This is a genomic window from Bradyrhizobium sp. F1.4.3, from assembly GCF_040548375.1.
In the GTDB taxonomy this organism is placed as follows: Bacteria; Pseudomonadota; Alphaproteobacteria; order Rhizobiales; family Xanthobacteraceae; genus Bradyrhizobium.
In genome coordinates, this window is sequence record NZ_JBEPRN010000004.1 from 45,678 (window position 1) to 59,542 (window position 13,865).

The window sequence follows — 13,865 nt, forward strand, 5'->3', positions numbered from 1 at the left end:
GCTCAATGACACTTGAAATAGTCGAAGGGTTCGCGGCAGGACTTGCAGCGCCACAGCGCCTTGCAGGAGGTCGAGCCGAATTCGGACAGCAGTTCGGTTTGCTCCGAACCGCACTGCGGGCAGACAACCGCCTGCTCGCCGAACAGCGCACGGCGCGAATTGGAGGCCTGCGGCGGCGCTATGCCATAGGTGCGCAGCTTGCTGCGCCCCTCCTCGCTCATCCAGTCCGTCGTCCAGGCCGGCGATAGCACGGTGCGGACCTTGGGACTGCGGAAACCGGCGCGCTCCAGCGCGAGCTCGATTTCGAGCGCGATCATGTTCATCGCCGGGCAGCCCGAATAGGTCGGGGTGATCGCGACCTCGACATGACCGCCATTGAGAGAAATGTCGCGCAGCACACCGAGATCGGCGATGGTCAGCACCGGAATTTCGGGATCGACCACACTCGCCGCGGCATCCCAGGCGCGGCGGCGCAACTCGGTATCGCTGTCGAGCACCGTCACCATGTCAGCCCCGGAAAGGTGCGCTGCATCGATTGCAGCTCGCTGAGGAGATGGCCAAGATGCTCGCTGTGCCGGCCCACGCGGCCGCCCTGCTGCATCCAATCGTTTTGCGGCAGTTTGAGCGTGGCTTCGTTGACGATATCGGAAAGCGTCGTCAGCCAGCAACCGCGCAAGATACCCGGATCGACGACGATACCGGCATGGATCAGGGCGCGCTCGCTGTCGTCGACGGCAAACATCTCACCAGTGAAAGCCCAGAGGTGGTCAATCGCGGCTTGCGCGCGGGCGTGGCTCTCTTCGGTGCCGTCGCCGAGCCGTATGATCCATTCCGAGGTATGCCGCAGGTGATAGGCGCTCTCCTTCTCGGATTTGGCGGCAATGGCGGCAAGCGTCGGATCGCGCGAGGCCATCATCGCGCGCCAGTAGAGGTCGGCGAACGCGGAGTAGAAGAACTGCCGTACCAGGGTCTGGGCGAAGTCGCTATTGGGCTGCTCGACCAGCAGCAGGTTGCGGTACTGCCTTACGTCACGCAGATACGCGAGCTTGTCCTCGTCGTTGTCCCTGCCCTCGACCTTGGCTGCGTAAGAGTAGAGTTCGCGCGCCTGGCCGATGAGGTCGAGCGCGATGTTGGAGAGCGCCATGTCCTCTTCCATCATCGGCGCATGCCCGCACCATTCCGACAGCCGGTGGCCGAGGATCAGTGCATCGTCGGCGCGGCGTAGCGCGTAAAGCACCAGCGGCGTTTCGGAGACTTCGATGTTGGCGACGGGCATCACATGTGCCCCACTTCGTCAGGCACCTCGTAGAACGTCGGATGCCGGTAGATCTTCGATTCCGCCGGCTCGAACATCATGCCCTTCTCGGCCGGATCGCTGGCGGTGATCGCGGTCGACGGCACCACCCAGATCGAAAGGCCCTCGCCGCGGCGGGTGTAGATGTCGCGCGCGGCCTGCAAGGCCATGGTGGCGTCGCTGGCATGCAGCGAGCCGACATGCTTGTGCGCGAGCCCGTTGCGACTGCGAATGAAGACCTCCCACAGCGGCGTGTTCGGCGTGGCCATTGTGATCTCCCTATTCGGCAGCTTGTGCGGTCTGGCGATGCGCGCGCTTTGCGGCATAAGCGGCTGCGGCCTCGCGCACCCAGGCGCCGTCCTCATGCGCCTTGCGGCGCGCGGCGATGCGATCGCGGTTGCACGGGCCGTTGCCCGCGAGCACCTGCTTGAATTCGGTCCAGTCGATCTCGCTGTAGCGCCAGTGCCCGTCGGCATCCTGCCTCATGCCGGGATCGGGGATGGTCAGCCCGAGATATTGCGTCTGCGGCACGGTCGCATCGACGAACTTCTGGCGCAGCTCGTCATTGGAGAAGCGCTTGATCTTCCACTTGGTCGAGACGTCGCTGTGCTGGCTGGTGGCATCGGGCGGTCCGAACATCATCAGCACCGGCCACCACCAGCGGTTCAGCGCATCCTGCGCCATCGCCTTCTGCTCGTCCGAGCCGCGGCACAGCGTCAGCATGATCTCGTAACCCTGGCGCTGGTGGAACGACTCCTCCTTGCAGACGCGGATCATCGCGCGCGCATAGGGGCCATAGGAGCAGCGGCATAGCGGGATCTGGTTCATGATCGCGGCGCCGTCGACCAGCCAGCCGATGGTGCCGATGTCGGCCCAGGTCAGCGTCGGATAGTTGAAGATGGATGAGTATTTGGCTTTTCCGGCGAGCATGGCGTCGACTAGCTCTTCGCGCGAGGTGCCGAGCGTCTCGGCGGCAGCGTAGAGATAAAGCCCGTGGCCGCACTCGTCCTGAACCTTGGCAAGCAGCGCGGCCTTGCGACGCAGCGACGGCGCGCGCGTAATCCAGTTGCCTTCGGGCAGCATGCCGACGATTTCGGAGTGGGCGTGCTGGGAGATCTGGCGGGTCAGTGTCTTGCGATAGCCGGCCGGCATCCAATCGTTCGGCTCGATGCGCTCTTCGGCATCGATGCGGGCCTGGAATCGCGCGGCCTTTGCTGCATCCTCAAGACCGCGGTCGTCGGCCTCGGCTGTATTGAGCGCCTGGGTATACATGCGCATCCTCCCAATTCGTTGGGAGGCAATATATGACAAAAATTAGTTCATGCAAGATTTTTATGTAACATAAAAATCAGGCCGCGAACCTCCGTTCCAGCAGCTTTCGCGCCGGGGGCAAAGGCCCCTTCTTATTGGTTCCGTAGCCATCAAGCCATTGTTCCGACGGGAGGAGCAGCGCGCGATAGATTTCGCCGCAGAGCTCGCGGGCGGCCCTGCCCGGCCAGTCGGCCGGCAGCAGGCTCTCGGGCAGTAGCGGATCGCGCAGAACGACCCGGCGATAATAGTGGATCAGGAGGATGCGCGCGGTGAAGGCATCAGCCTCGGAGAGAGACGCGCCGCGCGCGATGGCGGCGCGCAGCGGCTCGAACATCTTCATGAACTTGAGATAGGCGTCCGCAGTGCGGTCCAGCGGCCAACTCGCGCTGAGCAGGCGGCGCCCGCTGTCGTCCTCGGCCGAGACTTCGAGGCGAATGGCGCCCGCAGCTTCCTCCGGGATCGGCACGCCCGACGGCGCGACCCACACGCCCGGCAGCGGACTGCCGAAGCCGGCGTTGCGCAGCGCCTCACGCGAGGCGTCGCGGTCCTCACCATTGCCGATCAGGAGCAGCTCGAAGCGTCCGGTCCAGTCGGATTGTGGCGGATCGTAAATGTGGCGCGTGGCAGCTTCAAACGTCTGCCGGCCCTTTTCGGCGAGCCGATAGAAACTGTTGCGGCCGACCTTTTCGCGCGTGAGCCAGCCATCGGCCGCGAGCCGCGACATTGCGGTGCGCACCACGCCGCTGTCGATGTCGAGGCCCGCGAAGAATTCCAGCAGCGTGCCGAGCCACACCGAGCCCCCGCGCGGCACGATGGCGTCGCCGAACACCGTGATGACGATGGAGCCGGTGCGCGACGGCTCGCGCTTAAGCTGGTCGATGATGCGGGAGAGCGGATGCGCCATGCGGGAGGCATAGCGCGTTTGGTGCAGGCACGACAATGGACGGGTGCAACGCTCTTGCTTCTCCCTCGCCCCGTTCTTACGGGGAGAGGGTTGGGGTGAGGGGCTGCTTCCTCAGAAACGGTGGGAGTTGGACTCGCGGAGAGTCCCCCTCACCCGGATCGCATCTCCGATGCGATCCGACCTCTCCCCGCAAGCGGAGCGAGGTGAAGAAGAGCACTACCGATGCGGGTCGGGATAGACCAGGCTGCGCCAGCCGCTGCGATCAAACGGCTGCCACTCGCCTTCCGTCTGCGCGAGACGGTCGGCCACAGCATAGACCGCGGCGGGGTGATGCCCCATGCCGCAATGGCTGCTCTCCACCTCGATGCTCTCGGTCTCGGCGCCGGTCTTTTCCATGCAGCCCTGCCAGGCGCAGACGCCATCGGTGCGGCTGAAGATCGCCGTGGTCGGCATCGGCGGCGGAACGGCGAGCTCGCCGCCGAAGCGCGGATCGACCTGATCGGCACGCTGTCCGCTGGCCCATTCATAGATACGCCAGGCATTGGTCGATTTGGGATCGCCGGCAAAGGGGCTGCCGAGCGTGATTACCTGACGCACCCGCTCGGGCATCATCTTGGCGAGCTGGCGCGCGTAGAGGCCACCGAGGCTCCAGCCCACAAGACTGATCTTGCGGCCATGGGTGTCGTTGAGCTCCTGGACCAGATCGACCATCGCATGCTGCACGCCCGAACGCAGGCCGTAATTGCGGCCCTGGCGCCAGCCGCTCACCGCATAGCCCTTGGACGTCAGGAACGCGCGCAGCGGACGCGTGGACGCGTCGGAGGCCACCAAGCCCGGCAGCACGAGAACCGGATGTCCGTCGCCGCGCGGCGCGAGGCTCAGAAGCGGCAGCGCGCCGAGGAATGCGCCGAGCTCATGAATCGCGCGCCCCTCCAGAAACATCAGGGTACGGGACGGCGGGCGCAGGGTCTGGGCGGTGGCGGTCATCAATGTTTCCTTTGGAAGGAGACCGGCCGCGATGCCGGCTGGGGCGATGAATTCCAATACGCCGGCTTCTTGAACGTTCCGCAGCGCAACATGAATCAGCTAGGTGGCCGGTTCCCGACATTCAAGCGGGACAGGCGCGGGGCCACAATAGGCTGGGCGTTAATGCTCAGGGGCGTGACGCAAAAGTCACAGCAATCGCAGCAGGAATTCTACGGAGTAGAGCGTGAGACCGGCGAGCCCGCCGATCAGCGAGCCGTTGAAGCGGATGTATTGCAGATCGCGGCCGATGTTGATTTCAATCAGCGAAATCAGCTGCGCCATATTCCACGATTTCACCTGGTCGGAGATGAAGGTGGAGACGCCGCTCTTCTGGTCGGCGACGAAGCTGCGGAGCACCGTCACCAACCCCTTGTTGATCTCGCCGCGCAGCTCGGCGTCGCCAGCGAGCGCTTCACCGGCGGCAACGAACATGCCCGCGAGATGATGCTGCAACACCTGCGTCTCGCCGGTCGCGCTGCGCTCGATGAAGGCCCGCGTGTTGGCCCAGACGGTGCGCGCGAGATCGGCAAGCTCGGGGCGCGCCAGGAGATCGCGCTTCAAGCCGTCGATGCGACCTATATAGGCCTGGTCAGTGCCGAGCCGGTCGACGAAGGTCAGCACCATGCGGTCGAACTCGCCGCGGAATGGATGCTTGGGATCGCTGCGCACCTCGTCGAAGAAGGCGGTGGCGGACGCCACGATCTTGTTCACCAGGAACTTGTCGGCGCGATACAGCCTGAGCAGGGTCGGCAATTCCGCGCGCACCTTCTCGCGGATCATCGCCATCGTCTCCTTCTGATTCAGCGTGTCGTGCATCACGCGCAGGAGATCGTCGAACAGGATCTGGTGCCGCCGCTCCGCGACGAAGCCGCGCAGCGTGCCGGCGACGAGCGGCGCGAGGTCGATCGCCTGGAGCTGCGAGGACATGCGGCGGATGATGAAGGTCATCAGGCCGGAGCTTTCCGTCGCCGAGAACGCCTCCGGAAGCAGGCGGAGCGCGAAGCGCGCCAGATCGTCGCTGCGCTTGCGGTCGCGCAGCCAGTCGGCGACGAAGGAGCCGAAGTCGATCTCGTTCAGCTTGGCTTCGACCGGCCCGGCCTCGAGGAAATGCACCTGGATGAACTCGCCGAGCTTGTCGGCGATGCGGGCCTGATTGCTCTGGATGATCGCGGTGTGCGGGATCGGAAGGCCAAGCGGCCGCTTGAACAGAGCGACCACCGCATACCAGTCGGCGAGCCCGCCGATGGTCGCGGCTTCCGCGAAAGCAGCGATGAAGCCGAAGGCGGGATGCACGGGCAAAAGCCATTTCGCGACGACAAACAGCGCGAGCGTCGAAGCCAGCACCAGCGTCGCCAATGCTTTCACGCGGCGCAATTCGGCCGCGCGTTCGGCATCACCAGGAGAGTCAAAGGAGAAAGTAGCGGATGGAGCCATGACTGCATCACAGTACTCGTCATTGCGAGCGAAGCGAAGCAATCCAGAATCTCTCCGCAGACGCAGACTGGATTGCTTCGCTTCGCTCGCAACGACGGCAGCGCAAAAAACAAAGGCCCGCCGAAGCGGGCCTCAAAATTCAGTTTCTCGTCTCGAGCGCCGGTTCAGGCGGTCTTGGTGTAGACCTTGGCGAAGTTGTCCTGAGCGGACTTCGCACCATTGGCGGCGAGCTTGCCGAGATAGTCGGTGGTCGCCTTGGCACGCGAGACGAAGGTTTCGCCGCTGGCGCGGAGCAGGCCAGACTGGATCTCGACGGCTTCGCTGAACGACTTGGCGGACGCGAGCTTGTCGATGCCGGAGAAGAACGCCTCGGCGTCCTCATAGATCGCCTGCTGGATGTTGCGGCTGATCTTGCCGGCCTCGGCGACGGATTCGGTCACCGCGTTCTCGACGGCGGCGGTCACCCGCTCGGAGCCGGCGAAAGCTTCGGCAGCGCGGTCCTTAGCGGTATTGGCGGTCTTCTTGACGAACTCGCGGGCAGCCTCAGGAACTTCCAGGTTCTGGATGTTCTTGAACGCGTCCTTGAAGCCCTCGAAAGCGGTGTTGGTTTCGGTGGTCATTGGGTCTCTCCATCCTCATTGGGTTGAGCTATGGGCTCACCCCGTCCATTTGTGGCCCGGGGCACGGCTTCTATCGCATAGTTAATTGTGCGATGCAACATTCATATTGCACTGCGATATCACGAAACCGTGAACAGCCTTAATGGGAGGCAATCTGGTGCCTCCCTAGCCGCCCGGGTTTTTAGTGCTGGACAGCGCCCGGCAGCCCATAGGCCTCCATCTGGGCCTGGACCTGCGCGATGTTGTGCCCGAGCGCGACAATGTCGTGGGTCTTGCCATCGACGTCCCGGACATGGTCCCGCAGCAGCGCCTCTGCCTTGAAGCCAAGGCTCTCGAACAGGGCGATCGCCGCCTGCTGGTCGACCGTCATCTGGACGGAGAGCTTTTCCAAACCGGCCCCGAGCGCGAGCGCGAAAGTCTCCTGAGACAGTGCTTTTCCCACCCCCTTTCCGCGGACGTCGGGCGAAACCACCATCCTGATCTCGCCGACATGGGGCGACCAGGAATGCGGATCGCGCACCAGCGTGCCGCAGCCGACGACCTTGCCGTCCATGACCACGAGCAGGCTCGTGATCGCGCCGCGCTCGATCTCCTTGACCCAGGCGGACAGCACCTTGGGCTCGCTGATGTTGCGCGGCAGGAACAACAGGTCATGGGTCGGCAGGCCCTTGCCGAAGGCGAGCACCGCGGCTTCGTCCGCTGGCGACATCAGCCGGATCTCGATGTCGCCGGCCTCGGTCTTGACGTGACGCGGATAGGCACGCTGCTCATTCATGTCGATCTCTTTCCCAGCCAGGTATCCAGTTTCGGCCACAGCCGCTTCACTGCATTGGCGCCGGCGACCAGCGAAACGTGACCGCCCTTGAGCATCACCTCTTCCTTGTCGCCAGACCCGATCTTGGTGATCAGATGCTTTGCGGCGTCATACGGCACGATGTGATCATGCTCGGCTACCGCATGCAGGAATGGCACCTTGATGTTCTCCAGCTTTGCCGCACGGCCGCCGACCGACATGGTGTCGTTGAACAGCTTGTTGTCCCACATCAGATCCTTGGTGATGGTGCGGAAATATTCGCCCGCGAGCGGCAGCGTGTCGGTCGCCCAGCGATCGAACATCCGGTAAGACTTCACGAACTCGTCGTTCCAGATGTTCTCCCAGAGCTGAATCTGGCTCACCGTGCGCGAGGCAGGGCGCAGCATCTCGAAGGACGACAGGATCATCTCCGGCGGCACGTTGCCGATACTGTCGACGAGGCGGTCGACGTCGAAATAGCGGCGGTCGGAGAAGTTGGAGAACAGCTTCATCTCGCGGAAATCGATCGGCGTGGTGAAGCAGATCAGATTCTTCATCGGCCCGTCCGGGAAGATCGAGCCGTAGAGCAGCGATAGCACACCGCCGAAACAATAACCGATGACAGAGACGTCCTGCTCGCCGGAATCGGCTTGCACCCGGCGGACGCAATCGGGGATGAAGTCGAGGACATAGTCCTCCATCCGCAAACTCTTCTCCTCCGGCCGCGGCGCGCTCCAGTCGAGCATGTAGACGTCGTAGCCACGCTTGAGCAGGAACTCGATGAAGCTCTGCCCGGGCACGAGATCGAGGATGTAGCCGCGATTGGTGGTCGCCATCACGACCAGGACCGGCACGCGATAGATCTCTTCCGACATCGGCCGGTAGTGATAGAGGCTCATCGTGCCGCGCGAATGCAGCACGTCCTTCGGCGTCGAGCCGAGCGTGGGACCCGAGGTGGAGAAATATTCGACGCCCTTGATGCTGCGCTGGATTGCGCGCTGCACCTCGGACTGGATGCGCTCCGGGATCCCTGCGAAATCAAGTCCCGTCGGCGCGTTCATTTCGGCTCTCCGCCCTCGGAGGGTGGACGTCTTGTGCGCGGCGGTCGCGATGCCGCGTCGACCTGCGATCCGCCGGAAGCGGCCGACATCTGGCTCAGCATCGACTTGATTTCGCCAATCTGGCCTTCCATGGCTTGCAGCCGTTCAGCGATCCCGGTCATCTGCTCGCGGCTCGGCAGGTTCATGGAAACCAGGTATTTCTCCATGAGATCGCCGAACTGTCTCTGCGCACCCGCAGCAACGCCACCGGCGCGGTTCACGGCCTGCGAGAATTCGGGTGTCTCCATCGCCTTGGTGGCGAAGGAGTTGAAACCCTTCTCCATCTCGCCAACCATTTTCTGCCACAAGGCGACCGGATCGGTGATCTTGTCGGTCATCAGCGTCCTCCCAATGTGGAGGGCTTGGGCCCTTCTTGTCCCGCCATACCACACCGTTGCGAGGTGCCGGTCAACCGGCAAGCCACGGGTGCGGTCTCGCGCACGCCGCTTCTTCGCGACAGGAAACCATGCGATACAGCATCGATCAAAAACTCGAGGGAACGCGCCCGTGAACGCCTCCGCGCATCAGCCGCCCCAGACCGTCCACGCCAACGGCATCGACATCTGCTACGAGATCTTTGGCACCGACAACGCCGAGCCGCTGCTGTTGATCATGGGGCTCGGCGCGCAGATGATCCATTGGGACGACGCCTTCTGCGAGCAGCTCGCCGGACGCGGTTTTCGCGTGATCCGCTTCGACAATCGCGACATCGGCAAGTCCAGCTATTTGACCGGCGGCAAACGGCTGACGCCGCTCGAGCTGCTGAAGCTGCGCTTCCTCAGGATCCCAGTTGCCGCAACCTACAAGCTGATCGACATGGCCAGGGATACGGTCGGCCTGATGGATGCGCTCGGCATCAAATCCGCGCATCTGGTCGGCGCCTCCATGGGCGGCATGATCGCGCAGGAGGTGACGCTGTCATTTCCCGAGCGCGTGCGCTCGCTCACCTCGATTATGTCGACCACAGGCAATCCGCGCGTACCGCCGCCGACGCGGGAAGCCTCCGCGATGCTGATGGCACCGCCGCCGCGCAGCAAAGAGGAATTCATTGTCCGCTACGGCCAGACCTGGAAGGTGTTACGCGCCGGATCGTTTCCGGAGGAAGAGGCGCTCGACCCTGATCGTGCCGAGCGCGTGTTCGCACGCGGCCTCAATCCGGCCGGCGTCGGCCGGCAACTCCGCGCCGTCCTTGCCTCCGGCAGCCGAAAGGAACGGCTGCATGATGTGAAGACACCGACGCTGGTGATCCACGGAACGGTCGATCCGCTCGTGCGGCCAGAGGGCGGCAAGGACACGGCGGCCTCCGTTCCAGGCGCAAAGTTGCTGATGATCGATGGCATGGGCCACGCGCTGCCGATGCGCTTCTGGCCCGAGATCATCGATGCCATCGACAACCATGCGCATGGTGCGGCGGCGAAGGCGGCCTAGCCCTTCCGCGCGATCCAAATCACATGACGCGCGCCACCGCCCCTGCCGGTGGCGCGGACAGCGACTTCATTGACGTCAAAGCCGGCGCTCCCAAGGCGCTTGGTAAAAGCGGGGTTGGGTCCCGACGACCAGACGGCGAGCACTCCACCCGGCCGCAACGCCGTCTTTGCGGCTTTCAACCCGCTCGCATTGTAGAGCGCGTCGTTGCCCTTCCGGGTTAGTCCCTCAGGCCCGTTGTCGACGTCGAGGAGAATGGCGTCAAAGGCCGATCGCTGCGCTCGGATGATTTCGCCAACATCGGTTTCCCGGATGCTCACCCGGGGATCATCGAGACTGTCACCGAAAACCTGCGCCATCGGGCCTCGCGCCCAGGTCACCACCGCCGGCACGAGCTCCGACACCACAATCTTCGCCCTGCTCGTGAGCACGGCAAGCGCCGCGCGCAGCGTAAAGCCCATGCCAAGGCCACCGATGAGAACGACGGGCTTTGTGACCGCCTCGACCTGCTTCGCCGCGAGCGTCGCGAGCGCGGCTTCCGAACCCGACAGGCGGTTGTTCATCAGCTCGTTGGTGCCGAGCTTGATGGAGAACTCCTTGCCGCGCCGCATCAGGCGGAGCTCTTCGTCGGAGTCGGGGATTTTGGCGGTATCGATTTTTTCCCAGGGAATCATGGGAGAGCTTTAGCACGATCGGGCCAGCAGGCTATCCTCCAGCCCAGACATCCAGCACATAGCGGTTCTTCGCACCGAGCTCCTCGATCCAGCGCGCGCCTGCGGCGGTATCGCTGCCGCTCTTCTCGCGATGGATCGCGACCAGCGCGGCCTTGACGTCGGGCTCCATCTTGCCGCCGTCGCCGCAGACATAGATGATCGCGCCCTGCTCGATCAGGGGCCAGACCTTGTCCTTCTGCGCGGCCAAGAGATGCTGCACATAGGTCTTCGGTTCATCAGCGCGCGAGAACGCGGTGAAGAGCTCGGTGATGCCGCTTGCCGCCAGCGCTTTCAGCTCGTCGGCATAGAGAAAATCCTGGTCAGGATGGCGGCAGCCGAAGAACAACATCGAGGGACCAAGGGCGGCCCCCTTCGCCTTGCGCGCGGCACGCTCCTGGAGGAAGCCGCGGAACGGCGCCAGTCCCGTGCCCGGACCGATCATAACGATCGGCACGGACGAATCGTCCGGCAGCCGAAAACCAGCCTTGGTCTCGCGCACGGTCGCGTAGACCGTATCGCCCGCACGGCGATCGCTGAGATAGTTGGAGCAGATACCCTTGTAGAGACCGCGGCCGGATGCTGCCGGCCCGCCGACCACACCGACGGTGACGCTACAGCGTGCCGGATCGATCAACGGCGAGGACGAGATCGAGTAATAGCGCGGCGCGAGCAGCGAGAGCATTTCCAGATAGGAGTGGAACGGCAGCTCGCAGGCCGGATATTCGGAGAGCAGATCGAATACCGACTTGCGCTGGGTCAGAATCTCCGCACGGTAACGTTCCCCCGCCTCCGCGTCGTCGCCGACGAAAGCCACGAGCTTCGGCTTGGTCACTGGGCAACGTGTATGCTCCGACATGATCTGGATCTGCTTGCGCGTCGCGACCTGCTGTAGCTCGACGAAATCCGTCAGGAGCTGGCCGACCGAGATGCTATCGCCGACCGGCAATTGCGCGCGGCGCCCCTCGGCGACCTGCAGCCTGATCTGGTCGGCCGACAGGAAGCCGAAGCGACGTGCGACGGCGTCGACGAGCGCCAAATCGTTGCGCGGCACCACACTGAGATGGTCGCCGACGCGGTAGCTCACGCCGTGCGGCAACTGCACCTCGATGTGGCGCGTGGAACGCTCGGATGGATTTGGTCCGCTCTTGTTCTGGACCTCGTCGTTGACGAGTACCTTCATTGCGGCGGCACCACCGAGCGCCGCGATCGCATTGACCGCACCCGGCGCCACTGGCTCTACCTTGTAGAGCGGCTGATCGTCGGCACTGCGGCTGAAGTCCGAAGTCAGACCCCATTCCTTCATGGCCGCAGGTGCTGCGGCTGCGAACCAAATTTCGAACTGGCCGTCGAGATCGCTCCTCGCATCGCCCTCGCCGCGCGTATAGAGACTGCGCGCGCCACGGGCTGCGAGCTGTTCGTCGATGAACCGGGGCACGGACTGATAGGTCGCGGCCCAGTCGCTGTTACCGCAGCCGAACACGGCATGGCGCACCTTCGACAGAGCATCCTTCGACACGTCGCCATGGAGCCATTTGACGAATTCGGTGGCGTTGTCCGGCGGCGCGCCATTGTAGGAGGCGCAGAAGATCAACACGCCTCCCTCTTCCGGTAGCTTGCCGGCATAATCGTCGAGCGGCGCCAGCTTGGTGGCAAAGCCGTTGCCCTCGGCGAGATCGGCGACGCGGGTCGCGAGCTCTTCCGCCGTGCCGAGATTGGAACCGTAGAGCACCAGCAGGGGCGTGTTGTGTCCGGGCCGCGTGGTCGCGCGCGGCGCTGTGGTGCCCGCACGCGTTGCCGCCACCGCAGGCCCGGCATAGGCACCGCGCTCGCGATCGGCGCGCGGACGAACCTTGATCTTGAAGCCTTCCGGCTTCATCGTCAGCGTTTCTTTCAGATGCATCTGGTAGCGCTGATGGTCGATCAGCCTGAAGCGCTGGAGGATCATGCCGAGCGCGAGCGCCGCCTCGTGCATGGCGAAGCCGCGGCCGATACAGGCACGCTGGCCGTTGCCGAACGGCTTCCAGGCATTGACCGGCCGCTTGGCCTCGGCCTCGCGGCTGAAATTCTCAGGGTCAAAGGCATCCGGGTTCGGCCCCCAGACGCTGGGATCGCGATGCAGCGCCGTCACCAGGATCGTGGTGAAGGTGCCCTTCCTGAGCTTGTACTTGCCGCCACCGAGGGTCTCGTCCTTCAGCGGCGAGATGCCATAGGCCGGCGCCGGCGGCCACAGCCGCAGCGCCTCCTTCAGGATCTGGGTGATGTAGGTGAGCTGCGTCACCTGCTGATACGTTGGCTTGGCGTCGACATCAGAGCCGAAGACGCGGTCGACCTCATCATAAGCTTTCTTCAGAATGTCCGGATGCTTCAGCAGCGAATAGAGCGTGTAGGACAACAGGCCGCTGGTGGTCTCGTGGCCTGCGATCAAAAAGGTGTTGATCTGGTAGCGGATGTTGACGTCGTCGAGTTGCTCGCCGGTCGAGCGGTCGACCCCGGTCATCATCGCGGCGAGCATGTCCTTCTTGTCGTCGACGGCCTCCGCGCTCTTGCGACGCTCGGCTATGATCTCGTCGACCATCTTGTTCATGAAGTCGACGTCTTCGGCCAAGGTCTTGCGCCGCTTCTGCATCCAGAACTGCTCGAACGGCAGGCCGCGGGTCATCATGATGGTCTCGAGCGAGCGCACCAGCGACTCGACGAAGGGATGGTAGTCGCGCCGGTAGAACGAATTGAAGCGGTAATCAAAGCCACACAGGCCGATCGTGTCCAACGTCAACGCGGTCATGTCATGGACGACATCGATCTCATCGTCCGCGTTGAGCCGATCCCATTTCTTGACGAGCTGCTCGGCGATATCGACCATGCTCGGGTGATAGGACTGCATGGCGCGGTTGCCGAACGGCTGGAGCAGGATGTTGTGCGCCTTGTTCCAATTCGGCTCCCTGGTGTCGGCGGTGAACAGGCCGTCGCCGCCGACCGCGCGCACGCGCCGCAGCGCGCCGCGCACCGCCTTGTCGAAGCGTTTTTCATCGGAGAGCTCGTCGACGAGATCGTGGCCGGAAACGACGACGATCGGCGAGCCCATCATGTCGAGCCAGAAGATCGGGCCGAGCTCCTTGGCGAGCCGCGTCAGGTGCTGCACCGGGGCGGCCGAATCCAGCGACAGCATGTTGCCGACCACCGGCTTGGTCGGCGGATGCGGAATTGGGTCCAGTCGGTTCTTGGATGACATCAAACTACGCTTCCCG

14 protein-coding genes are annotated in these 13,865 nt (G+C 63.8%); 1 reads left to right on the forward strand and 13 read right to left on the reverse strand.

Annotated features, from left to right (window positions below):
- Window positions 1-2: 2 nt before the first annotated feature.
- The 11 genes from paaD to ABIB73_RS14550 form a co-directional block, all read right to left on the reverse strand.
- Window positions 3-506, reverse strand: a complete 504-nt coding sequence (gene paaD / locus ABIB73_RS14500) for a 1,2-phenylacetyl-CoA epoxidase subunit PaaD (RefSeq protein ID WP_354225025.1) — start codon at window positions 504-506, stop codon at window positions 3-5.
- Window positions 500-1,276, reverse strand: coding sequence for a 1,2-phenylacetyl-CoA epoxidase subunit PaaC (gene paaC / locus ABIB73_RS14505; protein ID WP_354225026.1), 777 nt, complete (start codon window positions 1,274-1,276; stop codon window positions 500-502). The genes paaD and paaC overlap by 7 nt, the downstream gene beginning before the upstream one ends.
- On the reverse strand, window positions 1,276-1,563 hold the full coding sequence (gene paaB, locus ABIB73_RS14510) for a 1,2-phenylacetyl-CoA epoxidase subunit PaaB (RefSeq protein WP_080136639.1): 288 nt from the start codon (window positions 1,561-1,563) through the stop codon (window positions 1,276-1,278). Before paaB ends, paaC begins: the two co-directional genes overlap by 1 nt.
- 10 nt (window positions 1,564-1,573) lie before the next feature.
- Window positions 1,574-2,566: a 1,2-phenylacetyl-CoA epoxidase subunit PaaA gene (paaA, locus tag ABIB73_RS14515; protein ID WP_354225027.1), complete on the reverse strand. Its 993-nt coding sequence runs from the start codon at window positions 2,564-2,566 to the stop codon at window positions 1,574-1,576.
- 76 nt (window positions 2,567-2,642) lie between these two features.
- A complete protein-coding gene (gene paaX, locus ABIB73_RS14520; RefSeq protein ID WP_354225028.1) occupies window positions 2,643-3,509 on the reverse strand; it encodes a phenylacetic acid degradation operon negative regulatory protein PaaX in 867 nt (288 codons plus the stop codon).
- A gap of 216 nt (window positions 3,510-3,725) precedes the next feature.
- Window positions 3,726-4,496: an esterase/lipase family protein gene (locus ABIB73_RS14525; protein ID WP_354225029.1), complete on the reverse strand. Its 771-nt coding sequence runs from the start codon at window positions 4,494-4,496 to the stop codon at window positions 3,726-3,728.
- A 186-nt stretch (window positions 4,497-4,682) separates the two neighbouring features.
- Window positions 4,683-5,969 carry a DUF445 domain-containing protein gene (locus tag ABIB73_RS14530; protein WP_354225030.1) on the reverse strand — a complete coding sequence of 429 codons (1,287 nt, stop codon included), beginning with the start codon at window positions 5,967-5,969 and terminating at the stop codon, window positions 4,683-4,685.
- Window positions 5,970-6,133: 164 nt separating this feature from the next.
- Complete coding sequence (locus ABIB73_RS14535; RefSeq protein ID WP_354225031.1) at window positions 6,134-6,589, reverse strand: phasin; 456 nt, start codon at window positions 6,587-6,589, stop codon at window positions 6,134-6,136.
- A 181-nt stretch (window positions 6,590-6,770) separates the two neighbouring features.
- Window positions 6,771-7,364: a GNAT family N-acetyltransferase gene (locus tag ABIB73_RS14540; RefSeq protein WP_354225032.1), complete on the reverse strand. Its 594-nt coding sequence runs from the start codon at window positions 7,362-7,364 to the stop codon at window positions 6,771-6,773.
- Entirely contained in the window at window positions 7,361-8,443 is a 1,083-nt protein-coding gene (locus ABIB73_RS14545) for an alpha/beta fold hydrolase (protein ID WP_354225033.1), read from the reverse strand. The genes ABIB73_RS14540 and ABIB73_RS14545 overlap by 4 nt, the downstream gene beginning before the upstream one ends.
- The gene (locus ABIB73_RS14550; protein WP_354225034.1) at window positions 8,440-8,820 is read right to left on the reverse strand and encodes a hypothetical protein; all 381 of its coding nucleotides are present in this window, start codon (window positions 8,818-8,820) and stop codon (window positions 8,440-8,442) included. The genes ABIB73_RS14545 and ABIB73_RS14550 overlap by 4 nt, the downstream gene beginning before the upstream one ends.
- A 169-nt stretch (window positions 8,821-8,989) precedes the next feature.
- Between ABIB73_RS14550 and ABIB73_RS14555 the strand changes: the two genes are divergently transcribed.
- The gene (locus tag ABIB73_RS14555) at window positions 8,990-9,910 is read left to right on the forward strand and encodes an alpha/beta fold hydrolase (RefSeq protein ID WP_354225035.1); all 921 of its coding nucleotides are present in this window, start codon (window positions 8,990-8,992) and stop codon (window positions 9,908-9,910) included.
- On the opposite strand, the gene ABIB73_RS14560 is transcribed toward ABIB73_RS14555, so the two are convergent.
- Window positions 9,907-10,581, reverse strand: a complete 675-nt coding sequence (locus ABIB73_RS14560) for a spermidine synthase (RefSeq protein WP_354225036.1) — start codon at window positions 10,579-10,581, stop codon at window positions 9,907-9,909. The genes ABIB73_RS14555 and ABIB73_RS14560 overlap by 4 nt on opposite strands.
- A gap of 31 nt (window positions 10,582-10,612) precedes the next feature.
- The gene (locus ABIB73_RS14565) at window positions 10,613-13,849 is read right to left on the reverse strand and encodes a bifunctional cytochrome P450/NADPH--P450 reductase (protein WP_354225037.1); all 3,237 of its coding nucleotides are present in this window, start codon (window positions 13,847-13,849) and stop codon (window positions 10,613-10,615) included.
- Window positions 13,850-13,865: the final 16 nt, after the last annotated feature.